At 71.5% G+C, this 23,613-nt stretch carries 21 protein-coding genes; 12 read left to right on the top strand and 9 right to left on the bottom strand.

The genetic code is table 11. The annotated features are described in order from the left end of the window. Positions 1-109 precede the first annotated feature (109 nt). Together OV090_RS42355 and OV090_RS42360 are read left to right on the top strand one after the other, a co-directional pair. Positions 110-370 carry a hypothetical protein gene (locus OV090_RS42355; RefSeq protein ID WP_267710581.1) on the top strand — a complete coding sequence of 87 codons (261 nt, stop codon included), beginning with the start codon at positions 110-112 and terminating at the stop codon, positions 368-370. 114 nt (positions 371-484) lie between these two features. After that, the gene (locus tag OV090_RS42360; protein ID WP_267710582.1) at positions 485-1,372 is read left to right on the top strand and encodes a hypothetical protein; all 888 of its coding nucleotides are present in this window, start codon (positions 485-487) and stop codon (positions 1,370-1,372) included. A gap of 56 nt (positions 1,373-1,428) precedes the next feature. Here the strand turns inward: OV090_RS42360 and OV090_RS42365 are convergent, their stop codons facing one another. Further along, positions 1,429-2,616 carry a sensor histidine kinase gene (locus OV090_RS42365; RefSeq protein WP_267710583.1) on the bottom strand — a complete coding sequence of 396 codons (1,188 nt, stop codon included), beginning with the start codon at positions 2,614-2,616 and terminating at the stop codon, positions 1,429-1,431. 174 nt (positions 2,617-2,790) lie between these two features. Here OV090_RS42365 and OV090_RS42370 point away from each other — a divergent pair, with 174 nt between their 5' ends. The 3 genes from OV090_RS42370 (at position 2,791) to OV090_RS42380 (ending at position 6,502) form a co-directional block, all read left to right on the top strand. Then, positions 2,791-3,495, top strand: a complete 705-nt coding sequence (locus OV090_RS42370) for a glutathione S-transferase family protein (RefSeq protein WP_267710584.1) — start codon at positions 2,791-2,793, stop codon at positions 3,493-3,495. An 80-nt stretch (positions 3,496-3,575) separates the two neighbouring features. Next, positions 3,576-4,721, top strand: a complete 1,146-nt coding sequence (locus OV090_RS42375; RefSeq protein ID WP_267710585.1) for a hypothetical protein — start codon at positions 3,576-3,578, stop codon at positions 4,719-4,721. A 209-nt stretch (positions 4,722-4,930) separates the two neighbouring features. Further along, positions 4,931-6,502: a right-handed parallel beta-helix repeat-containing protein gene (locus OV090_RS42380; RefSeq protein ID WP_267710586.1), complete on the top strand. Its 1,572-nt coding sequence runs from the start codon at positions 4,931-4,933 to the stop codon at positions 6,500-6,502. A 151-nt stretch (positions 6,503-6,653) separates the two neighbouring features. Here OV090_RS42380 and OV090_RS42385 read toward each other — a convergent pair whose 3' ends face one another. The 5 genes from OV090_RS42385 to OV090_RS42405 form a co-directional block, all read right to left on the bottom strand. After that, positions 6,654-8,012, bottom strand: coding sequence for a DUF1552 domain-containing protein (locus OV090_RS42385; protein ID WP_267710587.1), 1,359 nt, complete (start codon positions 8,010-8,012; stop codon positions 6,654-6,656). Then, positions 8,012-9,790, bottom strand: a complete 1,779-nt coding sequence (locus OV090_RS42390) for a DUF1592 domain-containing protein (protein ID WP_267710588.1) — start codon at positions 9,788-9,790, stop codon at positions 8,012-8,014. The genes OV090_RS42385 and OV090_RS42390 overlap by 1 nt, the downstream gene beginning before the upstream one ends. A gap of 199 nt (positions 9,791-9,989) precedes the next feature. Then, positions 9,990-10,451 carry a hypothetical protein gene (locus OV090_RS42395; RefSeq protein ID WP_267710589.1) on the bottom strand — a complete coding sequence of 154 codons (462 nt, stop codon included), beginning with the start codon at positions 10,449-10,451 and terminating at the stop codon, positions 9,990-9,992. Between the two features lie 65 nt (positions 10,452-10,516). Further along, entirely contained in the window at positions 10,517-11,041 is a 525-nt protein-coding gene (locus tag OV090_RS42400; protein WP_267710590.1) for a hypothetical protein, read from the bottom strand. Positions 11,042-11,129: 88 nt separating this feature from the next. Continuing rightward, positions 11,130-12,197, bottom strand: coding sequence for a tetratricopeptide repeat protein (locus OV090_RS42405; RefSeq protein WP_267710591.1), 1,068 nt, complete (start codon positions 12,195-12,197; stop codon positions 11,130-11,132). A 670-nt stretch (positions 12,198-12,867) separates the two neighbouring features. Between OV090_RS42405 and OV090_RS42410 the strand changes: the two genes are divergently transcribed. Together OV090_RS42410 and OV090_RS42415 are read left to right on the top strand one after the other, a co-directional pair. Continuing rightward, entirely contained in the window at positions 12,868-14,085 is a 1,218-nt protein-coding gene (locus OV090_RS42410) for a hypothetical protein (protein WP_267710592.1), read from the top strand. A 150-nt stretch (positions 14,086-14,235) separates the two neighbouring features. Further along, on the top strand, positions 14,236-14,910 hold the full coding sequence (locus tag OV090_RS42415) for a glycoside hydrolase domain-containing protein (protein WP_267710593.1): 675 nt from the start codon (positions 14,236-14,238) through the stop codon (positions 14,908-14,910). Positions 14,911-14,914: 4 nt separating this feature from the next. Here the strand turns inward: OV090_RS42415 and OV090_RS42420 are convergent, their stop codons facing one another. After that, complete coding sequence (locus tag OV090_RS42420; RefSeq protein WP_267710594.1) at positions 14,915-15,598, bottom strand: trimeric intracellular cation channel family protein; 684 nt, start codon at positions 15,596-15,598, stop codon at positions 14,915-14,917. A 79-nt stretch (positions 15,599-15,677) separates the two neighbouring features. Here OV090_RS42420 and OV090_RS42425 point away from each other — a divergent pair, with 79 nt between their 5' ends. The 3 genes from OV090_RS42425 to OV090_RS42435 all read left to right on the top strand — a co-directional run bounded on the left by OV090_RS42425 (position 15,678) and on the right by OV090_RS42435 (position 17,447). Continuing rightward, positions 15,678-16,034 (top strand): hypothetical protein, encoded by a 357-nt coding sequence (locus tag OV090_RS42425; RefSeq protein ID WP_267710595.1) that lies wholly within the window; start codon positions 15,678-15,680, stop codon positions 16,032-16,034. 275 nt (positions 16,035-16,309) lie between these two features. Further along, positions 16,310-16,831 carry an emopamil-binding family protein gene (locus OV090_RS42430; RefSeq protein ID WP_267710596.1) on the top strand — a complete coding sequence of 174 codons (522 nt, stop codon included), beginning with the start codon at positions 16,310-16,312 and terminating at the stop codon, positions 16,829-16,831. 58 nt (positions 16,832-16,889) lie between these two features. Further along, entirely contained in the window at positions 16,890-17,447 is a 558-nt protein-coding gene (locus OV090_RS42435; RefSeq protein WP_267710597.1) for an NUDIX hydrolase, read from the top strand. Between the two features lie 110 nt (positions 17,448-17,557). Here OV090_RS42435 and OV090_RS42440 read toward each other — a convergent pair whose 3' ends face one another. Continuing rightward, positions 17,558-18,016, bottom strand: a complete 459-nt coding sequence (locus OV090_RS42440) for a heme-binding protein (RefSeq protein WP_267710598.1) — start codon at positions 18,014-18,016, stop codon at positions 17,558-17,560. A gap of 1,121 nt (positions 18,017-19,137) precedes the next feature. Between OV090_RS42440 and OV090_RS42445 the strand changes: the two genes are divergently transcribed. Then, positions 19,138-21,606 carry a DUF4215 domain-containing protein gene (locus OV090_RS42445; RefSeq protein ID WP_267710599.1) on the top strand — a complete coding sequence of 823 codons (2,469 nt, stop codon included), beginning with the start codon at positions 19,138-19,140 and terminating at the stop codon, positions 21,604-21,606. A 192-nt stretch (positions 21,607-21,798) separates the two neighbouring features. On the opposite strand, the gene OV090_RS42450 is transcribed toward OV090_RS42445, so the two are convergent. Then, positions 21,799-22,818 carry a WYL domain-containing protein gene (locus OV090_RS42450; protein ID WP_267710600.1) on the bottom strand — a complete coding sequence of 340 codons (1,020 nt, stop codon included), beginning with the start codon at positions 22,816-22,818 and terminating at the stop codon, positions 21,799-21,801. Positions 22,819-22,898: 80 nt separating this feature from the next. Between OV090_RS42450 and OV090_RS42455 the strand changes: the two genes are divergently transcribed. Further along, a complete protein-coding gene (locus OV090_RS42455) occupies positions 22,899-23,528 on the top strand; it encodes a glutathione S-transferase family protein (RefSeq protein WP_267710601.1) in 630 nt (209 codons plus the stop codon). Positions 23,529-23,613: the final 85 nt, after the last annotated feature.

A 23,613-nucleotide genomic window follows, 5' to 3' on the forward strand; every position in this document is an offset into this window, starting at 1 on the left:
CCGCCCCGGCGCGCCGGGGCGCGTGGGCCCACGGCCGTCCGCAACCCCTCTAAAGCCTCGCCTGCCCCACGCGCCGGACGCGAGCCGCCGAGGCCTCTACTCTGACTCGATGACACACGAGGGCGAGCGGCTCGAGCTTGGGCCCCTGCGCGCGACCTTGCTGCAGGCGCTGGGAGTGGTCGCTACCGTGGGCTGCGTGGAACGACCCGTCGGGGGCAGCGAGTCGGAGACCGGCACGAGCACCGCCGCATCGAGCACCGGCGAGGCGACGACCGACATCGTCGAGAGCACGGGCCCCGGCGCGCCGACGACGGGCCCGGTGCCGGATCTGTGCGAGCCGGACCCCGACGATTCGCAGGGGCTCCTCTGAATCCCGAAGACCGGCCTCTCCTGCGGCGCCTGCGACGACGCGTGTCAGAGCTCGGAGCAGGCACAGGAGCTGGCGTCCACGCTCCAGGACGACCCGTGCTGCTTCTGGTCGACCGTGGTGCTGTGTGGCCCCAGCGAGATGAACGGGTCCTGCTGTTACACCGTGCGAATCGACGCCTGCGGCTGTGACGGACGGCCGCTGGTGTTCGCCGGGACAGCGCATACCGCCGCCCCGACGCCCCGGCGCGACTGGCTCGCCGAGCTGCAGCTCGGCGCGCTCGAGCTCTCGCCCGCGGCGCGCGCGGCCGCGATCGCGCGCTGGACCGCGGCCGCGCTCGACGAGCACGCCTCGATCGCCGCGTTCGCGCGCTCCGCTGCGCAGCTGCTGGCGCTCGGAGCTCCCGCCGAGCTGCTCGCGGACACCGCCGCGGCGATGGCCGACGAGGTGGAGCATGCGCGGCGCTCGTTCGCCGTCGTCGCGCACCTCGGCGACGACGCCGTCGGGCCCGGGCCGATCCCTGCGGCTCTGACCGCGGACCTGGCGTGTTCGCTCGAATCGGTGGTGCGCGAAACGTTCGCCGGCGGCTGCGTCGGCGAGACGATCGCTGCCGCGATCGCCGGCTGCGCCGCCGCGCGCTGCATCGATCCGGCCCTGCAGGCCGTCCTGCGCGAGATCGCCGAAGACGAGCTGCGTCACGCCGCGCTCGCCTGGCGGACCCTGCGCTGGGCCCTCGCACAGCCCGGGAGCGAGCACCTCCGCGATACCCTCGCCGCCTCGATCGCGCCCCCGCCTGTCCTCGACGGCGACGAAGAGCTCGACCTGTCCCCCGTGGGCCGCCTGTCGCGCCGCGAAGAGGCCACCATCGCCGCCGCGGTCTGGCGCGAGGTCGTCGCTCCCTGCCTTGATGCACTTAAAAACATGTCCTGTACGACATGTCCTGATGCACATGCCCGCGACGACTCCCTGGAATCGTCCCGAGGACCGCGCGCCGCCCTGATCTGAAGCGCTGCCGGCAATGACCACCGCGACTCGCATCCCGAGGAGGTGTGCAGCCGAGCTCACGGCTGCGACGGCGGCGGCAACGGCACCCCGCGCGGCAGCGTCAGCGTGAAGCGCGTGCCGGCCTCCGGCGACGACTCGACCGAGAGGTCGCCCCCGTGGGCCCGCGCGAGCTGCCGCGAAATGTGTAGACCGAGCCCGAGCGACACCCTCGCGTTCGCGTCCGGGTCGGCGCGCTGGAACGGCTCGAACACCGAGCCGAGCCGCTCCGGCGCGATCGGCTCGCCGCGGTTGTGGACCGCCACGGTCACGCGGTCGGGGGCCAGCTCCGTCTCGACCCGCACCAGCGAATCCGTCGGGCTGAACTTGAGCGCGTTGTCCAGCAGGTTCGTCAGCACCTGGGCGATGCGGTCGGGGTCCCAGCAACCGACCATCCGCTCGTCCGCACCGGCGCGCTCGATCGTGCGGCCCGGATGCGTCAGCATCGCCTCGTCGATCACCTCCCGCAGCAGCAGCCGCAGGTCGACGGTCACTGGCTTGACGGAGATCCGGCCCTGGTTGCGCGCCTGCGTGAAGTCCAGCAGGTCGCCGATGAGCCGCATCGCCCGGTCGGTGGCGCCGCGCAGCCGCTGCAGCTGGCGACAGACCGGCGCCGGCAGGTGCTCGGTCCGCCGCATCAACTCCGCACAATGCGTGATGATGGTCAACGGATTGCGCAGGTCGTGCGACACCACGCCGATCAGCTGCTCCTCGTACTCGCGCGCCTTCAGCAGCGCCTCCTGGGCCGACTGCACGTCGGCCTCGCGCTCCGTCGAGAATTGCTCGACCGCGGCGGCGACCCCCGTCGACGCCGCGTGGATCAGCAAGCGCGAGGCGCCGATGTCGAGGCACGGCTCGGTCTCGGCGAACAGGTCGAACAGGACATCGAGCAGGACCGTGTATTCGTCGACCACCGCGCGGATGTCGAAGCCGTGGCGATAGCGCTGCGTCCCGTGATCGCGGGCCACCCGCCCCGTCGACGTCGGCGGGTCGGTCTCGCCGCACGGATCCTCCTCCGCCCCGCGCCGCAGCGCCGCGGCCAGCTCCTCCAGGAACTCCGGCAGGCGGTCGACCAACTCCGGGGCCGGCAACGGCCGCGCGGCCACGCCCTCGGCCCGGACGCGGCGCAGCCAGCGGTCGACGATCACCTGCTGTTCGCGCTCGAGTCGATCGGCCAGCGCATGGGCCTGCTGCGAGCACGTCGGCATCGTGCGGCCAGGGTAGCGGAGGCTCGCCGGCGCGCCGACCGAACGCCCGGCGAACGACCCCGACGCGCGGACGCGCGGGCGAGACTGCGGCCCGCCCACCGGCCCCCGCGCGCCCGGCGAGGCCGGCGCCGCCGCGCTTGTCCGCAGTCGCCGCTTCCGCCACCATGGCGCGCAGTGCCACGAATCCTCCACGACCTCGCCTGCCTCGACGATCGCCGCCTCAGCCCGTATTGCTGGCGCAGCAAGTGGGCCCTGGCCCACAAGGGCCTCGAGTTCGAGACGCGCCCGCAGGGCTTCACCGCCATCCCGCGGCTCTACGACGGCGCGCACCGGACCGTCCCGATCCTCGACGACGACGGCCACGTCGTCGCCGACTCGTGGGCCATCGCCGACTACCTCGACGACCGCTACCCCGATCGCCCGCGCCTGTTCGAAGGGCCAGCCGAGCGGGCCCTCTGTCGATTCACCGAGTCGTGGCTGTTCGGCACCCTCGTGCCGCTGCTGATGCCGATGCTCGCGCTCGACATTCACGATCACGCGCGGCCCGAAGATCGCGCCTACTTCCGCGAGAGCCGCGAGCAGTGGCTCGGCCGTAGCCTCGAGGCCGCAGCGGCCGGGCGTGAGGAGCGGCTCGCCGACGTGCGCGCGGCCTTGAACCCGCTGCGCCTCACCTTCACGGTCCAGGGCCAGCCGTACCTCACCGGCGAGCGGGCGGGGTACGCCGACTACATCGCCGCGGGCCTCCTGCAATGGGCCGCCTCGGTGGCGACGCTGCCGCTGCTGGGGCGCGACGATCCCGTGGTCGCTTGGCTCGAGCGCGTGCGCGACCTGCACGGCGGCCTCGGCCGCACCAGCCCGATGTACGCAATTGCAGTGTGACGATCGCACTGCCATGAACTCGGTGAGACCACGACGATGGCCGCGCACCCGTGCCCGACCATCTCTGGCATATTCGCCGCATGCCACGCACGCGATCGATCTGCGCGGCGGCGCTGCTCGCCGCCTGCAGCAGTAAGGCCGTCGACACCGCCACCGACACGACGACGACCACGGGCTCGACCTCCGCGCCGGACACCGCCGGCACCTCGACCGCGACCACCGAGGGCGACGACACCACCACGACCACCACTTCGACGACCTCGAGCTCGAGCGCGCCGACGAGCACCACCGGCGCCCCGACCACCGGCATCGTCACCACCACCGGCGGCGACACCACGACCACCACCGGCACCACCACCGAGGCCATGCCGAGCGGGCCGAACGTCGACGTGTCCGACCCGCAGCTCTTCGAGTTCTCGTTCAAGGCCAACGAGGCCGACCCGGCGGCCGCGCTCGCGCTCGGCAACCAGCTCGCCGAGCTCGACACCACGGCGCCGCTGCAGGGCCGCCTGGTCGTCTATCTGCACGGCGCCGGCGCGCCGACCACCTGCGGCTCACAGGCCCACGGGGTCGTGCTCGCGCGCATGGGCTTCCACGTGATCCACCCGTGCTACGTCAGCGACTACGGCGTCGGCAACTGCGGCGACGACATCGGCGGCTGCCGCCTCGAGGCGTTCGAGGGCGTCGACCACCACGACTTCATCACCATCCCGCCGCCCGACAGCATCGAGACGCGCGTGGTCAAGATGCTGGAGCACCTGCAGGCGCTGCACCCCGGCGGCGATTGGCAGTACTTCATCGAGGACGGCAAGCCGCGCTGGTCGGAGATCGTGATCTCGGGGATCTCCCACGGCGCCAGCAGCTCGGGCGTGATCGGCATGAACCGCGCGGTCGAGCGCGTGGTCATGCTGTCGGGCCCGCTCGACAGCAACCAGGCCTGGCTGAAGGGCGACCCGCTGACCCCGATCGACCGCTTCTGGGGCTTCACCCACACCGGCGACGAGCAGCACCCCGGCCACCTGCAGAGCTTCAGCGACATGATGCTGCCCGGCGAGCCGTTCGTCGTCGACGGCGCCGCCCCGCCCTACATGGATTCGCACCGCCTCGTCACCTCCGCCGCCACCGGCGACGGCCACGGCTCGACCCAGGCCGGCGGCTCGTCGCCCAAGGACGGCGACGTGTACGTATTCGAGCCGGTCTGGCGCGCGATGTACGGCGCCGACTGAGCGCCGCGGACACATGTCCCAGAGGACATATGACATGTCTCTCGGGACATAGCGAACCCGCCCGCGCCGACGCCTCTCGCCGGCCGCACCTGGGGCCGAGAAAGCCTCAGGGAAGGACCCCAGGCCGCGAGCGCCGCACGTTCCCCGAACGGAGAGACCCTTGACGTCGGCGGGTGGGACGGGCACACGAATGGCCGGAGACTGACAACATGCGTACCTCTTTCAATTACGCGCACGTTTCGACCGCCGTCACCTTCGCCGCGGTCTTCGGCCTGCTCGCGCCGTCGCTGGCGCAGGCCGCCACGCTGACGGTGGGCGCCGACAAGCAGTACAAGACCGTGAAGGAAGCGGTCGGGGCGGCCAAGAGCGGCGACGTCATCGAGATCGATCCGGGCGAGTACGTCGACGACATCTCGTCGATCAAGGTCGGCGACCTGACGATCCGCGGCGTCGGCGACTCCCGTCCGCACCTGCGCGCCACGGTCCCCCCGCCCAACAAGAAGGGCATCTTCGTCGTCGAAGTCGGGGTCGGCCCGGTCACCGTCGAGAACATCGAGTTCTCGGGCTCGAAGATCAGCGAGGGCGACGGCAACAACGGCGCCGGCATCCGCGCCCAGGGCACCGACCTGACCGTCCGCAACTGCTACTTCCACGACAACCAGAACGGCATCCTCGCCGGCGACGGGTTGATGACGATCGAGTACTCCGAGTTCGCCTACAACGGCGAGGCCGGCTACGAGCACAACGTCTACATCGGCACCGCACCGAAGTTCGTGTTCCGCGGCAATTACTCGCACCACGTCAAGTCGGGCCACGCGGTCAAGTCGCGCGCGCTCGAGAACCACATCGTCTACAACCGCCTGATGGAGGAGGCCGACGGCAACGGCTCGGCGCTGATCGACCTGCCGCAGGGCGGCCTCTCGTACGTGATCGGCAACCTGATCCAGAAGGGGCCGATGGCGGAGAACAAGTACCGCATCGTCTTCTACAAGGGCGAGGGCGGCACCAACCCCGACCTGCGCCTGTTCGTCAGCCACAACACCTTCGTCAACGACGGTGCGCCCGCCGCGGTGTTCGTCGAGGCCAAGGCCGGCACCGAGGTCAACGTCTACAACAACCTGTTCGTCGGCCCCGGCACCCCGATCAAGACCGGCGACCCCAACACCAAGATCGTCGACCTCGGCAACCTGCAGACCGAGGACGCCGGCCTCGTCGACCGCTCCGGCTACGATTACCACCTGCTGGACGGCGCGCCCGGGATCGACGGCGGGGAGGCCCTCGACGCCCTGCTGATCCCCGATTCGCAGTACGTGCACCCGAGCCAGACCGAGGACCGCCCGGTCGTCGGCGCGCCCGACATCGGCGCCTACGAGTTCGGCGTCGACGAGAACACCACCGGCGACGAATCGGAGACCGGCGATTCGACCACCGGCGACTCGACCACCGGCGACGATTCGACCACCGCGCCCGACCCGGAGACGACCGCCGGCCCGACCTCCGACGGCCCCACCACCGGCGGCCCCACCACGGACGACCCCACCACCGGCGCCGACACCAGCGACGGCGACACCGGCACCACCGGCTCCGCGCCGACCACCGAGGGCAACCTCGGCACGACCGACGCGACCGGCGGCGACGCCACCGACACCGACAGCGCCACCGGCTCGGCCGGCGACGACGACGGCGGCTGCGGCTGCCGCAACGACGCCGGCGGCGGCCCCGGGGCGCTGCTGACCGCCTTCGCGGTCTTCGGCTTCACCGCCCGCCGCCGCCGCCGCTAGCCTCGGGCATGCCCGAAGCGAGCGACGACGCGACGCAACACGAAGACCTGCGCCTCGACGGCCCCGCCCTCGAGGCGCTCGCACGCATGGCGAACCCGTCGGACATGTCTTTCACGACATGTCTTTTATGCCATGGACCACCGGCCCAAGCTCAGCCGAGCCCCGGCAGCGGCCCGGCGTTGAGCGACGGCTCGCCGAAGCTGTCCCCGGGCACGCCCATCGCGTTCATCACCGCCACCAGCAGTTGGTTGTGCGGGACCCCGCCGTACTGCAGGTAACGCCCGGGCTTGAACGCCCCGCCGGCGTGGCCGAACAGCAGGAACGGCATGTCGTTCTTGTCGTGGGCCCAGCTGTGCTCGGAGCCGTGCAGCACCGCGGTGTGGTCGAGCACCGACCCCTCGGCGTCGGGCGCGGCCTTGAGTGCGGCGACCAGCTTGGCGAGCTGCTGGAGGTGCCAGTCGAGGATCGCCAGGAAGTTGCCGGCCTTGCTCTCGCCGTTGCCTACGTCGGCGAAGTCCTCCCAGAAATGGGAGATCTCGTGGTGCTCGCGGTAGCCGTAGTCGGGCTCGCCGTCGAACGACAGGCCGAGCCACGGGAAGTAGCTGGCCCCGCCGCCGCCGTTGCGGAAGGTCAGCGTGATCACCCGCGTGATGTCGCACTGGAACGCGAGCACGATCAGCTGCGTCATCGCGTCGAACCACGGCGTCAGGTCGGCGTCGGCGATCGGCGCCAGCGCCCCCGGGTCCGGCGGATCGCACACGACCTCCTTGCCGATCGTCAGCTCGACGGTGCGGATCGCCTCGAGGTGAGCGTCGATGCGCTGCTTGTCCGCGCCGCCGATCTTCGGCGACAGCGCCTCGTAGTCCGACGCGACCCGGTCGAGCACGCTCTTGCGGCGCTTGATCAGCCGCGCCAGCTCGGCCGGGTCGAGGCCCGGGTCGCCGAACAATTGCGCGAACACCTCGAGCGGCTGGACCAGTCGATTGGGCCCGCCGCCGTGCTTGAAGTGCGACAGGCTGCCGTGATTGGCCCACCCGCCCACGGCCCCGAGCTGCAGCGCCGGCAGCCGGGTCGCCGCGCCGAGCTGGTTCGCCAAATGGACGTCGAGCGAATCGTTGTCGACCCGCCACTCCGGGCCGATCTTGCTGCCCGTGAGCAGCGCCATGCTGCCCTCGCGGTGGCCGTCCTGGACCCCCAGGAGCGCCGAAGCCAGGGTGATCCCGCGCAGCACGATCATGTCGTCGCGCACCGCCGCGAACGGCGCCAGGCTCGGGCTCAGGTCGAACTGGGCCTCACTCTGCACATTGCTCGGCCACCACTGGGCCGGCGCCATGCCGTTGGGGATGTAGGTGGCGAGGAAGCGCCGCGGCGGCGCGGCCCGGCCGCTGCGGGCTCGCGGGCCGCCGCCCGTGGGCTCGTCGCAGCCCATCGCCTCGAGCAGCGGCAGGGCGATCATCGCCCCCGCGGCCCCGCGCAGCACGGTGCGTCGACTGATGCGATTGCGCGCCATCAATTGCCTCCTGCCCGCGGCCGGAACCGGAACGCGTCGGTCTGCGTCAGCGCGATCAGCAGATCGCGCAGGTCGCCGTCCGACCCGTCGAACCGCGCCGCCAATTCGTCCATCGTGCACGCGTCCTGCCCGGCGCCGACGCTGCGGCCGTACGCGTGGCGGAAATACTGCTTCAGCACGCACGCCCGCACCGCCGGCGCGTCGGCCAGCAGGTGCATCATCTCGACCGCGTCGGCGAACTCGCCCTCGATCCCCTGACCTGCCAGGCTGCCCGAGGCGTCGATCGCCGCCCCGCCCTCGTCGGCCATCCACCCGCCGATCGCGCTGTAGTGGCCGAACGCGTGCCCCGGCGGGTTGATGCTCGCGTGGCAGCCGGCGCACGTCGTGCCGTCCGCCTCCGTCAGCGCCTCCCAGCGCGCGCGCGTCGTGTCGCCCAACTCCACCGCCGGCGGCTGCATGACGATGTCGGGCGGCGGCGGCGGCGTCTGGCCGCACAGGAGGCGCTCGATCACGAACTTGCCGCGCAGCACCGGCGCCGGCGCGTTCGGCTTGGCCAGCGCCCCGAGGATCGCCGCGTGGGTGAACATACCCGCCCGCTGCGTCGGGTCGAGCGGCGTCACCTCGAACTCGTCGGTCTGCGGATCGCCGTCCTCCGCCGAAAGCCCCGCCGCCGCCGCGTCGACGCCGTAGAGCGGCGCCAGATCGGCGTTGAGCAGCGCGTACGGGGCCGTCAGCAAGGTCCGCAGGTCGGCGGCCTCGGCGTCGAACAGCACGTGCTCGGCGAACCGCTCGGCCTGCGCGACCAACATGTCCTTCAGGCCATCGAAGCCCGGGAACAGCCCGCCGTCGCGCTGGACCCCGCGCACCGTCCCGAGGTGCAACCATTCGCGGTGCAGCTGGCGCACCCGCCGACGCGCGTGCGGGTGCTGCAGCATGCGCTCGGCCTGGGCCACCAACTCCTCCGGCGTCGCCAGCGAGCCCTGCTCGGCGGCCGCGAACAGCTCGGCGTCGGGCATCGAGCCCCACAGCAGATACGACAGCCGCGCCGCGGTCTCGTACGGCGTGAGGCGGTCGGCCGCGCCGTCGTGCGGGCCGGCCCCGAGCTCGACGCGGTAGAGGAACTGCGGCGATTGCAGCATTCGCGTCACCACCAGTTCGACGCCCTCCGCGAACCCCTCGCCCTCCGCGATCGCGTCGTCGTAGCTGGCCAGCAGCCCCTCGCGCTCGCCGTCGGCCAGCGGCCGCCGGTACGCCCGCCCCGCGTACGCGTCGACGAACTCGCCGGCGCACCCGCGGTCCGCTGCCGGATCGCCCGCGCACGGCAGCAGCTGCGGCAATACGGCCACCACGTCGGCCGCGATCGCCTCCGCCGCCCCGAGGTACGTATACACGTGCTGCCACGAGACCGTCAGCAGCGCGACGTCATTGGTGAAACCGTTGCTGTCGCCCTCGTAGGCCAGCCGCGCCGCCGGGCTCTTCACCACCTCGGCGCCGAACAGGTCGATCACCGTCGCGTTGAACTCGCTGTGGCTGAGCCGGCGGAACACCTGCTCGCCCGGATGCGCCTGCTCGCACGGACCGAGCGGCTCGCCCGTCGTGCCGGTCCCCGTCGGCGCCTCGCCCTCGGTCGCTCCCGTGGTCGGCAGCGTGGTCCCGCCGGCCTCGCTCGCCGTCTCGACCGTCGCCTCGCTCGCCGAGTCCGTGCCTGCTGGATCGCTGCAACCGCCGGCGACGATCGCCGCCGCCACCAGTCCCCGCGCCACTCTGTCCCGCCGCACCCGAGCACCATGGCCGAGCGGGCCGCCTGGCGCTATCCGGCGATCCATGGGGTCTCCGCGGCCGCGCACGCGGATCCGCCCGTGACCTCCGCGAATGACTGCGACGCCGATGCACCCCACCGCGGGCCCCGGCCCACGGCGACTCGCAAGCTGTCCCTCGGAACAGCTCCATCCCGCCCCTGCGCCGCCGATCAGCGCACTAGCCGTTGCACTGCTCTTCCCCGTACTCGCAGTAGTTGATCGGCTCGGCCAGGCAGACGTGCGCGCAGCCGTTGCAGTCGAAGTCGCCGCCGAGCGTCTGCCCGATCTGGCTGCAGAACGGCCGCTCCGGCTCGTCGCATTCGCTGTCGAACCCGCCGATCCCGTTGCTCGGCGTGCACGGTTTGTAGCACTCGCCGTTCTCGACCGGGCCCCCACAGTCCCAATCCTCGCACACGAAGTCGCCCGGCTGGCAATCGCGCTCGTACGGCGACTCGCCGGTCGGCTCGCCCGTGCTCGTGCTCGTCCCGCTCGTGCTCGTGCTCGTGCTCGTCCCGCTCGCATCCGTGCTCGTCCCGCTCGACGCCTCGGAGGTGACGTCGCCGTCGCTGCCCTTGCCGGGCTCGCGGATCGTACAGGCCGAGGCGCTCAGCAAGACTGCGAGGACGGACACGCGGCGCATACGACTCGCAATATAGCCGCTCCCGCTTCCACGCGCGCAGACGCGGTCTGCACGTGAGACCGCCGCTACGGGCACTCGTCGGCCCCGAAGTCGCACTGGTTCTGCGGCTCGGCCATGCAGATGTGGACGCACGAGTTGCAGGAGAAGTCGCCGCCGTCGGCCAGGCCGACCTGACTGCAGAACGGCCGCTCAGGCTCGTCGCACTCGCTGTCGGCGGCGCCGACCTCGCCGTCGGGCGTGCACGGTTTGTAGCACTCGCCCGGGAGCGTCGCGTCCTCGCAGCCCAGGTCGCCGTCGCACACGAAGTCCCCGGGCTGGCACTCGCGGTGGTAGTCGGGATCTCCCGTCCCGTCGGTCGTGGTCGGCGTCGTCGTCCCCGGCACCGTCGTCGCATCGGTCCCGTCGGACGTCGTCGTCGTCGCGTCGGTCGTCGGGCCGGTCGTCGTCGTCGTCGTCGCGTCCGTCGTCGTGCTCGTCGAACTCGTCGACGTCGTCGCGTCCGTGTCGGTGCCCTTGCCGGTGTCGGAGCAGGCCGTGCTCGTCGCAATGCAATGCAACGCGAGCGCGGCCGCGAATGAGCGGTGTCGCAAGCCAATCATCGGCAGACCGTACCGCGCGGACGCGCGGCCGGCAACCGGGCTCATCCGCGAGCCCGGCGCGCGAATTCCTGCGAGCGCGCTATTCCTCGTCCTCGGCGCTCATGCGGACGTGGACCCGGCCGTCGTCGGCCGGCGCGCTGGCCCGCGCGGCCAGGGCCTTGGCCGCGCCGTCCGGGTCGCCGACCAGGAACACCGCCGAGCAGGTGCCCGAGTGCGAGAACTTGGCCTTCTTGCGCAGCACGTAGGCCACGCACTCCTTCACCTTCTTGGGCGCCTTGCCGACCACCTTGGCCTGCAGCAGCTTGCCGTCCTCGAACTCCCACTTCACCGCCAGCGCCGCGCCTTCCTTCGCGCACGAGTCGAGCGAGTCCTTGCCCTTGGCGACCCCCGCGACCACCTTCGCCAGCGCCGGCTCGCCCTGCGCGGCCATGCGGCACGCCAGGTCGCGCGTCTCGAGCCCGCCCGCGCCCAGCTCGGCCACCTTCGTCGTCAGCTCGAGCTCGACCGGCTGGCCCCCGGACGCGCTGAGCTGCTTGACCACGTGGCAGGCGTCGTCGATCTGCCACTCGCACGCCTTGGCGAAGTGCTGCTCCGCCTTGGCCACGTCGCGCTTGGTGCCGGTGCCGTCGTGGAACGCGATGGCAGCCTTGAAGCAGCCGTACGCGCTGTGCCCGACGCACGCGTTGATGTACGCGTTCACCCCGCGCATCTTGGCGTCGGCCGAGCTCTGCGAGAACAGCAGGTCGCCCACGCCGGTGCAGCCGTCGATGTCGCCGAGCTTGCAGCCGCTCTGGTACATCTCGATCGCCTGCGTCAGGTCGGCCTCGACCCCGCGGCCGGCGTGCAGCTGCTGGCCCGCCCGCGTACACGCCGCCGGCCGGCCGCCCGCGCACGCCTTCGTCGCGAACTCGAGCTCGATCTGCGGCGTGCCCGTCCCCTCGCGCGCCATGTCCGAGCGGCGCTCGCACGCCTCCGGGTAGTCGTTCGCGCACGACTTCTCGTACACCTCCGCCGCCTTGGCCAGGTCGACCGGCCCGCCGCGACCGTGCTGGTACAGCTCGGCCAGGCGGAAGCACTGGAACCCGTCGTTCTTCTCGCACACCGCCGTCAGCGGCTCGCGGGCGTTGTCGTAATCCTTGTAGAACATGGCCGCTTCGGCCTGCTCGACACATTGCGCGCCGAAACACGAGTCGTCGCCCGACGGCGTCTGCGTCGACTCCTTGTGACAGCCCGCCGCGAGCGCGAGCGAGAGGAGGATGACATCGAAACGGAAACAGCGACCCCTGCGGCGCACCCCGCCATGAAAAGACCAGGTCCGCGGCCACGTCAACGAAAATCTCGTCGCAGCGCCGATGCGGCCTTGTATGCCGCTCGGCGCCCAGCGGATACCGGCGACGCAGCGAAACAATTCGGCGCGTCCGCACCCTCGCTCGCCCGACGGCGCCAGCGCTCGATCGCGCCCCGCGCGTGCTCGCCGGGCCTCGCGCTCGCGCAGCTGCGCGGCGCTCGCATGCCGCGCCGACGTCGGCGAGCGCGTGTCGGTGCAGCGACGCCGTGCGCGCCGCGCGACCGACGGCTCGACGCGCGTGACACCTGTCCGCCGCGACGAGGTCGAGCCCCGAGCTCCTCGCATTCGCGACCCCGCAATGTCAGCACCGCCGCTCCGCCGACGGGCCGCGCAGCTGTCGATGATGCAATCTACGCCGGCCCCGCGGCCATACTGGGGGGTCGGGACCACAACGGCCAAAATGCCGTGGATCCCCCATTTATGTGCAAATAGACGGCCCTGCGCGGGCCCTCGCGTAGACTCGCGGGCGATGCAGATGCATACGACGATCGCATGGGTGGTGGCGGGGTTCGCCGTCGCGGCCTGTCCTGGCAATCAGGGCACGAGGGCGACGGACAGCAGCGACCCGACCGGCGACCCGACCGCAGGCACCGCCGGCGACCCCACGGGCACGAGTCCCGCCACTGCGACCGCCGATTCGACCACCGCCGACCCGCCGACCACCGGCACCACCGCGACGACCGCAGTCACGGTCACCGACCCCGGCACCACCACCACGACCACCGCCGAGCCCGGCACCACCACCGATTCGACCACCGACGATTCGACGGCGACGACGGCCACCACCGGCGAGCCCGGCACCACCACCGGCGGCCCGATCGATTGCAGCGACGAGCCGCCGATCCCCGCCGGCCCCGACGTCGTGCTCGCGCCCGAGTTCGCCGAGTTCTACAAGACCTACGAGCTCGGCCAGGTCCCGGGCATCCCCACCGACTCGCGCCTCGGCGGCTGCGCGATCTCCAGCGAAGACCCCGACGTCCTCCTCGTCGCCGGCGACTCCGAGACCGCCACCGGCAAGGTGTGGGCGATCGAGGTCGTGCGCGGCAATTGCGACCACATCGTCAACTTCAAGGGCGTCGCCCAGCTCGTCGCCGACACACCTTACGTCGACGCCAACCTGGCTCTGGTCGAGTCGGGCCTGATGTTCTACACCGCCTGGCCGATCAACCAGATCGGCCAATTGCTGCCCGGCCAGATGGCCCCCGCCGTCGCCACCGACATGGCCGCGCTCGGCGTCGAGAACTCCGTCAGCGGCCTCGGCTTCGTCCCGCCCGGCTTCCTCGACCCCGGCGGCATGCGCACGATCACCTGGCCCGGCGGCAAATGGTATCACCTCGACCGCACCGCCAATGGCGACACCTTCACCCTCGCCAACGCCCAGCAGACCGCCGCCCTGCCGTTCGGCCCCGGCGGCTTCGCCTACGTGCCGAAGGGCTCGCCCGGGTTCGAGGTCGACCACCTGATCGTCTCCGAGTGGTCGGCCGGCACCGTCGGCGTCTACCAGGTCGACGACCTGGGCGATCCGCTGCCCGAGTCGCGCAAGGACTTTTACCTCGACTTCCCGAGCCCGTGGGGCGCCTACTTCGAGCCGCTCACCGGCGACTTCATGTTCCTCACCTGGGGCGCCGGCCAGGACCGGATCTACATCGTCCAGGGCTTCGAACCGCCGCCGCCGATCCCCCAATGAGGGCAGCGCCGCGGCCCCGGCGATAACGACGATTCACCGGCGGCTGGGCGCCCGCGTTCGCGGGCGCCCAGCGTCCGGGCGCGCAATCGCGGCTTGACGCCGCCGCCCTCGCTCGTCGCATCATGACCGCGAAGAGGAGTTCTTTTAAAAATGAGTGATGCTTTCGGGTTGGTCGAGCGCGCCGCGGCGGCGCGGGGGTTCGATACCAACGTCGTCGTGGGGCCGGACGTCGCGCGCAAGTTCGTCGCCGACGGCTATCGCTTCTGCGTCCGCTACGTCAGCCACAGCGCGACCGAGGGCGAGTCCGACATCTCGCGCGACGAGGCCCGGGGGATCCTCGGCGCCGGCCTGGCGCTGATGATCGTCCAGCACGTCCGCCGCTCCGGCTGGTCGCCGACGGCGGCGCTCGGCAGCAGCGACGGCGCCCTCGCGGCCCGTCACCTCGCCGAGCTCGGCGCTCCCGCGCAGCTCACGGTGTGGACCGACGTCGAGGGCGTCGACCCCAGCGCGCCGGCGGGCGACATCCTCACGTACGGCAACGCCTGGTACACCGCGGTCGCCGCCGCCGGCTTCACGCCCGGCCTCTACGTCGGCCGCCTGCCGCTGACGAGCGCGCAGCTGTACCGCGGCCTCAAGTTCCGCAACTACTGGAAGTCCGGCATCGCCCAGGTCGACGTCCAGCGCCGCGGCTATCAGATGCTGCAGCTCCCGCCGGCCAACGACCTCGTCCACGGCATCCACGTCGATCACGACGCGATCCAGCCGGACGAGCTCGGCGACCTGCCCACGTGGTGGATCGGCCGCAGCGACCTGGCCGCCAGCTGACCGCTCACTCGCGGTCCGGCCGCAGCGGCGCCTGCACGCGCGGGTGCGGCCCCGTGCGCGCCGGCGGCGTCACCCAGCCGTAGCGATGCGACACCACCCGCAGCGCGAACGTCACCGCGATCGCCACCGCCGCCGCTCGCGGCGGCCGCCACTCGAGCGCCACGGTCAGCCCGCAGAACAGCGTCGCCCCGGCGCCCGCCACCAGCGCGTAGTACTCGCCGGGCTTGAACAGGAACGGCTCCTCGCGCACCAGCACGTCGCGCAAGAGCCCGCCGCCGACGGCGTTGAGCACCCCGATGAAGCTCGCCGCGCCGACGCCGAGCCCGAGCGCCAGCGACTTCTGCACCCCGACCACCGCGTAGGTGCCGAGGCCGATCGCGTCGACCACGAACAAAAGCCCGCGGATCCGGTCGAGCGCCGCGGCGAAGAAGTAGCCGAACACGCTGGCGATCAGCACCACCAGCAAATAGCGGCTGTCCTGCACGCACACCGGCGGGCCCTGCTGCAGGAACAGCCCGTCGCGCAGGAGCCCCCCGCCGACCCCGGTCGCCAGCGCCACCACGAACAATCCCACCGGGTCGTAGCCGCGGCGGGCCGCCAGCAGCGCGCCGCTGAGCCCGAACAGCAGCGTCGCGCCGAGGTCGAAGTAGAGCGGCAGCTGGAAGAACTCCTCGGGGTGGACGACCACGGGCCCGAGCATAGCGCCGCCGCGGGCGCGCGGATCTGCCAACACCGCGGTCGCCGCCCGCGCTGCTACCATCGGCCGCATGGCCACGCAGTCGATCGACATCGTCAACAACCCCGCCAACCCGGCCAACCCCGGCACCGACCAGCTGCTCGACCTGCCCGCGGGCGGCACCGTCGAGCTCTACGGCGAGAAGCCCGGCGCGACCCTGCTGGTGCGCGTCACGGGCCTGAAGCGCGAGGCCGAACACGGCGGTCAATTCCTCATCGAGGGCTTCGTCCGCCTGCCGAACGAGACCGAGGAGGCGCGGGTCGAGAGCAGCTTCTACAACGCCGCCACCGGCCGCGGCACGCTCCACGTCGACGCCCGCTTCGCCGAGCGCTACCAGGCGCTGGCCGACGCGATCGCCGACGTCACCCACGCGACCCGCCCGCGCTGACCTGCACCACGCCGGCGCCTCGCGGTCAAGCGCGCCCCGCCTTCGTGCAGCGAGCCGTGACCCGCGATCGCCGCGACCCCTTCGCACGCGTCGCGCACGAGCACGTGCGACCCATCCGCGCCGCCGCGGCGCAGTTGCTCCGCCGCGCGCTGCCACGACGCGCTCGCGGGCCGATCCTCGGCGCGCCGCGGCTCTTCTCATCGGGGCATCCCGCGGCGCGCGGTGTGATCCGGCCGGCAACGCCGCGCGCGCCGGGCCTCTAGACTCCGCCCGCCATGTCCACGCCCGACAAAATGTCCACGAGCGACCGCGTCATCATCGGCCTGCTGGCGTTCTTCCTCTGCATCGCCTTCTCGCTCGAGCTCTACTGGATCGTCTACAACGACAGCTTGGTCGCCCGCGCCGACCACGAGCTGTTCGCCAGGCTGTTCCAGATCTACGGCGACGCCGACCGGGCGTACTACGACAAGGTCACGCCGATGGCGATCGGCCTCGAGCAGATCAACGTCTTCATCACCCAGATCGTCAACGTCTGGTTGCTGTGGGCCATCGTCCAGCGCGTGTACTACCGCCACATCCTCCAGCTCTTCGTCGGCTCGTACCTCGCCTACTCGGTGGTGCTCTACTTCTGGGCCGCGCACGTCACCGGCTACCCCGACATGCGCTACCAGTCGCCCTACACCTTCTTCCTGTTCTACGCGCCCAACCTGCCGTGGCTGCTCGGCTACGCCTACATGGCGTGGGACTCGATCCGCTACCTCGGCGCGCGCCTGCGCGGCCACGACTCCGCCGCGTGATCGCGCCTCGCGGCCTCGCTCCGCGGCCCCGTGCTAACGTCGGCCGCGGAGCACCCGCGTGACCACGTTGAAGCCCTTCCGTTACGGCAAGAGCCGCGAGCTGGCGACCACGCCGATCTTCCGCCTGCAGGAGATCGAGGCCGAGCACCCGCGCACCGGCAGCCTGCGGCCCTACGTCACCCTCGACGCGCCCGATTGGGTCAACCTCGTCGCCCTGACCCCCGAGGGTCAGCTCGTGCTGGTCCGCCAGTGGCGCCACGGCACCCGCCGCTTCGAGCTCGAGCTGCCGGCCGGCGCGATCGAGCCCGACGAGACGCCGGAGCAGGCGGCCGCGCGCGAACTGCTCGAAGAGACAGGTTACTCCGCCGCCTCGATCGTCCGCCTCGGCGAGGTCGCCCCCAACGCCGCGTTTCAGGGCAACCGCTGCTACACCGTCCTCGCCGAGGGCTGCCGCCGCACCGGCGAGACCGCCTTCGACGAGGGCGAGGACATCGAGATCGTCCTGTGCAGCCCCGCCGAGCTGCGCCCGCAGGTCGGCGACACCGTGATCAACTCGATGGTCATCTGCGGCCTCTACTGGTGGTTCGAGCGCCAGGGCCGAGTCGCCTGGCCCTGAAGACATGTTGTCCTGAAGCGCTTCGTCCACGCCTGCCCCGAAGGCCAGGCCATCAGCGCCCGTCCACCTCGCATCGATTCGCTGCGCTCCCTGTCCCGAAGGCCAGGCTCTCAGCGCCCGTCCACCCCCGCGCGACGCTCCCACGAAGCCGCGCTGTGCTCCCGCGGCGCTCCCGTCTCGCGCAGCGCCGCCAGCCCGGCCTGCACGCATTCGAGGTCTTGCTCGCCCGTCCCGCCGCCGACCCCGATCGCCCCGATCGCCCGCCCCTCGACCACGATCGGCAGCCCCGCGCCGACCGAGCCAAGCCGGGGCAGCCGGGCCACCCCCGGCGGCAGCACCTCGCTCGGCGGCGACGGCCCGAACAGGGCCGTGAAGGCCTTGCTCTGCGCCACCTCGGAGCTGACGAGCGGCGCGCCGGCCATGCGACACAGCGCCATCACCACCCCGCTCGCGTCGAGCACCGCCACCGAGCGCGGCACCCCGAGCGCCCGCGCCTGCTCGACCACCGCGAACACGACCGCCTGGGCCGCGAGATGCGAGACGCTGAACTTGACGTCGCTCGATTCCATGGTCGTCCTTCTGCTTGCCGCCAGTCGATTTCGTAACGCCCATTGGCCGCATGCCCGCAGATCCATCTGCCGAAACGACGCTCACGACGCGTCAGCGCACCGCCACCGCAACCGCGGCGAATCATACTCGGGTCACGCGGGGCCGGCGCGACCTTCGACAGGGCGAATTGCACCGGCCGCAGCGCCGTCGGCTCGCCACCGCGCCGCCCCCCCCGCGAATACGTCGACTATCACTGTTTCCAGGCGGTGCCCCCGCGCCGCCGTCCGCGATTGCGACCGCACCGGCGCGTGCGGACCGCGCCGGCGACTCGCGGTCTGCGAGCAACAGTGAGGCCGCCGGCCGACGGGGCCTCGACGGCCGACGGGACGACCGACGCGGGTTCGTGCTCGGTCGCCGCGACGTGCATGGCCTGCCGCTTCATTCTCCGGCACCCCGGCCTTCCGTCACCCCGAGTGGCGATCGAGAGCCCGCGCCCCGCGAACCTCCGCGTACCCGCCTGCGCAGCGCGCCCGCGGCCGGACGGCCGGCGTCGGACGGCGCGCGAACTCCTCGCAATCGTCGCCCGCGAGCTCACGTCACAATCCGCACAGCCGCGCTACCACCATTCGCCGCGCGGATCGGCGGTCGCATTTTTTACGGCGCCTGACTCAAAGACCACACATGCCTTCGACTCGCCCTGAGTTCGCTCACGATTATTGACTGCAATGATGCAAGGCGGCCCACGTGGAGCTGACTGGCAGTCGCGCGCCCCGGACCACCCCCCTCGGCCCCGCCTGCACTCCCCGCCCTCGTCGCCGACATCGACCCCACCGCGGGCTCCCGCGGCCGGCCTCCCCGTCCAAACTCGCCGACGTCGTCGCCGGCCGAACCCCACGACGCCGCGCTGTTCATGCGGGCCAGCGAATGACCAATCGCCGGCCGCAGATCGATCTCGCGAGAGGCCGGCCCGCGACCTCACGCGCGGCGTGCTCGGAGATCCCGCCACGGCGCCCCGCCACAGCCGCGGCTCGCGATTGCGTCGCGACGCCGACGTCGCACCGCCGCGACGCAGTCACCCACCTGCGATCGCCGTCCTGCCCGCGCCGCCGGCCGCGAGCGTCGCTGTGGTAGCTTCCGCGCGATGCATCGCGTTCGAATCATAGCTGGCAGCGTTTCTCGTCCCTCGGCGCCCCGGCGCTGGAGCCTCGGCCTGCTCGGAAGCCTGTGGCTGACGGCCTGCCCGAATAACCCCTCCGCCAGCGGCACCGACACCGACACCAGCAGCAGCGGCACCGATACCACCACCGAGGCCCAGACCACGACCCCGCCGACCACCACGGTCCCCACCACCTCGACGTCCGAACCGACCACCACCACTACCGAAACCTCGACCACCACGGGCACGACCACCACCACCACCGGCGACACCGAAACCGGCGGCGACGGCGTGTGTGGCGACGGCATGCTCGACGTCGGCGAGGCGTGCGACGACGGGGCCGACAACGGCCCGGGCAAGTCGTGCAACGCGACCTGCGGCCTCAACGTCTGCGGCGACGGCGACGCCGGTCCCGACGAGGAGTGCGACGACGGGGCCGACAACGCCGACGGCAACAGCTGCAAGGCCGACTGCACCGACAACGTCTGCGGCGACGGGGCCAAGGGCCCGGGCGAGGGCTGCGACGACGGCAACGACGTCGACGACGACGAGTGCAGCAACACCTGCGCCCTCGCCTCGTGCGGCGACGCAGTCGTCGGCCCGAGCGAGGAGTGCGACGACGGCAACACCGACAGCACCGACGAATGCACCGAGACCTGCACCCTCGCCACCTGCAGCGACGGCTTCCTGCAGCTCGGCGCCGGCGAGGAGTGTGACGACGGCCCCGACAACGCCGACGCCGCCGCCTGCACCGGCGAATGCAAGCTCGCAGTGTGCGGCGACGGCCACGTCTTCAGCACCGGCGACGGCCTCGAGGAGTGCGACAACGGCGGCGACAACGGCCCCGGCAAGGCCTGCAAGGCCGACTGCACCCTCAACGTCTGCGGCGACGGCGACCAGAGCCCCGACGAGGCCTGCGACGACGGCAACCAGGAGCCTGGCGACGGCTGCTCCGCCGCGTGCAAGCTCGAGGCCTGCGGCAACGCGGTCCTCGATCCGGGCGAGGCCTGCGACGACGGCCAGAACGGCGACAACGACGACGGCTGCACCGACCTGTGCAAGCTGCCCGCCTGCGGCGACGGCTTCGAGCAGACCAGCGAGGGCGAGGGCTGCGACCTCGGCCCGCAGAACAGCGACACCGGCGCCTGCACCCTCGCCTGCGCCGACGCGACCTGCGGCGACGGCCTCGTCCAAGCCGGCGTCGAGCAGTGCGACGACGGCCCCAACAACGGCCCCGGCAAGGCCTGCAGGGCCGGCTGCCTCGCCAACGTCTGCGGCGACGGCGACCAGGGCCCCGGCGAGGGCTGCGACGACGGCAACACCAGCGACGACGACGCCTGCACCAGCGCCTGCAAGCCCGCGACCTGCGGCGACGGCATCAAGCAGCCCGGCGAGGCGTGCGACCTCGGCGACGCCAACAGCAACACCGGCGCCTGCACCCTCACGTGCACCCTGCCCGCCTGCGGCGACGGCTTCGTCCAGGCCGGCGCCGGCGAGGCGTGCGACGACGGCAACCTGTCGAGCAGCGACGCCTGCCTCGCCACCTGCCAGCCCGCGGCCTGCCACGACAACGTCCTCCACGTCGGCGTCGAGCAGTGCGACGACGGCAACACCGACGACACCGACGCCTGCGTGCTCGAGTGCGTCGACGCCACCTGCGGCGACGGCCTGCTCCACGCCGGCGTCGAGCAGTGCGACGACGACAACACGATCGCCACCGACGCCTGCACCAACGCCTGCAAGCCCGCCACCTGCGGCGACGGGATCGTGTGGGCCGGCCAGGAGCAGTGCGACGACGCCAACGCCAACAACGACGACGCCTGCACCAACGCCTGCACCCTCGGCCTGTGCGTCAACGGCGTCCAGAACGCCGGCGAGCTCGGCGTCGACTGCGGCGGCCCCTGCCCCAAGCAGTGCCTGGTGATCAACGAGGTCGACTACGACCAGCCCGGCACCGACAACGCCGAGTTCGTGGAGATCTTGAACGTCTCGAGCGGACCGGTGAACCTCACGGGCCATTGGCTGGTGCCGGTCAACGGCAACGGCAACGCGCCCTACTCGGCGGTGGACCTCGGCGCGTCGTTCCCCACCCTGGCCGCCGGCCAGTACCTGGTCGTGGTGTGGGGCAACGTGACCGTCCCCAACGGTCAGCTCAAGCTGGTCGCCAGCATGATGAGCGTCATCCTTCAAAACGGCTCGCCCGACGGCGTCGCGCTGGTGCACGTGCCGAGCAAGCAGTACATCGACGCTTTGTCCTACGCCGGCGAGATCAACGGCGTGACCTTCATGGGCGTCGGCCCCTTCAACCTGGTCGAAGGCGTGTTCGCCAACCTCGTCGACAACGGCGCGACCGGCTCCCTGGCCCGGATCCCCAACGGCATCGACACCAACCAGATGGGCGCCGACTGGAAGCTGACCGCCGCACCGTCCCCGGGCGCCGCCAACGTGCCCTGAGCTGTGAGGCGCGCGGCTGCCCCGCACAGGCGCAGCCGCGCGAATCACCCAATCTTACAGATGTCCTCATGGACATGTCTGTATCGGCATGTCCCCAAAAACATCCTCGGCGCTCCCCGCGTGGGACGCGGCGGGTCTCGTCGCCGGAGCGACCGGAGCGGGCGAAGGCGGCGGACGCTGGCGCGGACATCGTCAGCGTCGCTGCGCACGGCTCGGCGGCTTCGACCGGCGAGCCGTCGTCGTCGGCTGAGTGCGTCCGACGCCCGATGCGAGCGTCGCACCGAGCCGGCTCAGCACCGACTCCATCTGCGGGACGAATTCCTGCCCTTCGATCAGCTCCGCATCCTGCCCCACCATCGCGAGCTGTGCGACCAGCGCTTCGATGCTGTCGGCCCCGACTCGCAGCAGGCTGTGGCGTGCGCCATCCGGTTCGAGGATTCCGCACCAGGTGGGAATGCGGGACGCAAGCGTGGTCGCACTCCCTCTCAGGCGCAGCGTCACCCGGCAGGCGAACGGCGCATAGGCGATCCCGCGCTCGATGTGTGCAGCGACATCGGCCGGTTGCGTGCGCGCAGCGAAGACGGCGCCGGTGATCGGCCGGGCCACGATGCGGTCGACCCGGAACGTGCGCCAGTCGCTGCGCGACAGGTCCCAGGCGATCAGGTACCAGCGCCGGCCGTAGCTCGCGACGCGCAGGGGTTCGACCCGCCGACGACTCGCTTCGCCGTGATGATCGCGATAGGCGAACTCCAGTGTCAGGCAATCGCGACACGCGGTCGCTATGCCGGTCAGGATGTCGGCATTCGCCAGCGGCTCGCCCATGCGCAGCGCAATCGTCACCGCATGCAACGCCGATGCGCGCCGCCGCAGTCGCGCCGGCAACAGTTGGTCGAGCTTCGCAAGCAGGCGCAGCGCGGTGTCCTCGATGCCGCCGATGGACGCGGTGGCGACGCGCAGCGACATCGCCAGCGCCACCGCCTCGTCGTCGTCGAGCACCAGCGGCGGCAGATCGGCACCTCGGCCGAGCGAGTAGCCGCCACCGATACCGGCCGAGGCCTCGACCGGGTAACCGAGTTCGCGCAGACGATCGACGTCGCGCCGCACGGTTCGCGTGTCCACGTCCAGAGTCTCCGCCAGCGCCGCTCCCGACCAATGGCGGCGTGATTGCAGCAGACTGGCGAGGCGCAGCAGGCGGGCCGAGGTGGACAGCATGCCCAAGGCTATCGAGGACAGAAGCTGTCCGCAATGGGCGCTAGTCTCTCTTCAATCCCCACCCACCTGGAAGGCCCACCATGAGCGAGCCCATCATCACCTTTTTCCACAATCCGCAAACCCGTTCCGCCGGCGTGCGTGTGCTGCTCGAAGCACTCGGAGCGCCGTACGAAGTGCGGTTCATCGACTTCAAGGCCGGTGCGAACCGCACGCCGGAATTCCTCGCGCTCAATCCGCTGGGCAAACTGCCGACCATCCGGTATCGCGATACGGTGGTGACCGAGCAGGTCGCGATCTACATCTACCTGGCCGACCTGTTCCCGGCGGCCGGACTGGCGCCGGCCTTCGACGATCCACGTCGCGGCTCCTATCTGCGCTGGATCGCGTTCTACGGCGCGAGCTTCGAACCCGCGGTGGTCGACCACGCGATGAAACGCCCGGACATCGACGCCGCGACCGCTGGCTACGGCAGCTACGGCACGATGCTGCAGACGCTGGTCGAACAGCTCGGACGCGGCGACTACCTGCTCGGCGAACGTTTCAGCGCCGCCGACGTGCTGTGGGGCAGCGCGCTGCGCTGGACCACAGGTTTCGGCATCGTGCCCGAGCTGCCGGCGATCCGCGCCTACATCGATCGCGTCTGCGCGCATCCGGCCTTCGCGCGTGCCGCCGAGCTGGACGCGGGATTGATCGCGGAGGGTCGCGGTTAAGTGATTCAAACGGCCTTTTCCCGCCCGCGCGAGCGGTCGCGCTCGGCTTTTCGTGGGCGCGAGCGCGCGGGAAAAAGCTGATTGC

Origin of the sequence: Nannocystis sp. RBIL2 (assembly GCF_026626745.1) — a bacterium.
Classification (GTDB): Bacteria; Myxococcota_A; Polyangia; order Nannocystales; family Nannocystaceae; genus Nannocystis.

What these genes read in the sequence shown, in the direction of transcription:
- OV090_RS42355 (WP_267710581.1), top strand. Translation starts at nt 110, where the DNA reads ATGACACACGAGGGCGAGCGGCTCGAGCTTGGGCCCCTGCGCGCGACC.
- OV090_RS42365 (WP_267710583.1), bottom strand. Translation starts at nt 2,616, where the DNA reads ATGCCGACGTGCTCGCAGCAGGCCCATGCGCTGGCCGATCGACTCGAG.
- OV090_RS42375 (WP_267710585.1), top strand. Translation starts at nt 3,576, where the DNA reads ATGCCACGCACGCGATCGATCTGCGCGGCGGCGCTGCTCGCCGCCTGC.
- OV090_RS42380 (WP_267710586.1), top strand. Translation starts at nt 4,931, where the DNA reads ATGCGTACCTCTTTCAATTACGCGCACGTTTCGACCGCCGTCACCTTC.
- OV090_RS42385 (WP_267710587.1), bottom strand. Translation starts at nt 8,012, where the DNA reads ATGGCGCGCAATCGCATCAGTCGACGCACCGTGCTGCGCGGGGCCGCG.
- OV090_RS42395 (WP_267710589.1), bottom strand. Translation starts at nt 10,451, where the DNA reads ATGCGCCGCGTGTCCGTCCTCGCAGTCTTGCTGAGCGCCTCGGCCTGT.
- OV090_RS42405 (WP_267710591.1), bottom strand. Translation starts at nt 12,197, where the DNA reads ATGTTCTACAAGGATTACGACAACGCCCGCGAGCCGCTGACGGCGGTG.
- OV090_RS42410 (WP_267710592.1), top strand. Translation starts at nt 12,868, where the DNA reads ATGCAGATGCATACGACGATCGCATGGGTGGTGGCGGGGTTCGCCGTC.
- OV090_RS42415 (WP_267710593.1), top strand. Translation starts at nt 14,236, where the DNA reads ATGAGTGATGCTTTCGGGTTGGTCGAGCGCGCCGCGGCGGCGCGGGGG.
- OV090_RS42425 (WP_267710595.1), top strand. Translation starts at nt 15,678, where the DNA reads ATGGCCACGCAGTCGATCGACATCGTCAACAACCCCGCCAACCCGGCC.
- OV090_RS42430 (WP_267710596.1), top strand. Translation starts at nt 16,310, where the DNA reads ATGTCCACGCCCGACAAAATGTCCACGAGCGACCGCGTCATCATCGGC.
- OV090_RS42440 (WP_267710598.1), bottom strand. Translation starts at nt 18,016, where the DNA reads ATGGAATCGAGCGACGTCAAGTTCAGCGTCTCGCATCTCGCGGCCCAG.
- OV090_RS42445 (WP_267710599.1), top strand. Translation starts at nt 19,138, where the DNA reads ATGCATCGCGTTCGAATCATAGCTGGCAGCGTTTCTCGTCCCTCGGCG.
- OV090_RS42450 (WP_267710600.1), bottom strand. Translation starts at nt 22,818, where the DNA reads ATGCTGTCCACCTCGGCCCGCCTGCTGCGCCTCGCCAGTCTGCTGCAA.
- OV090_RS42455 (WP_267710601.1), top strand. Translation starts at nt 22,899, where the DNA reads ATGAGCGAGCCCATCATCACCTTTTTCCACAATCCGCAAACCCGTTCC.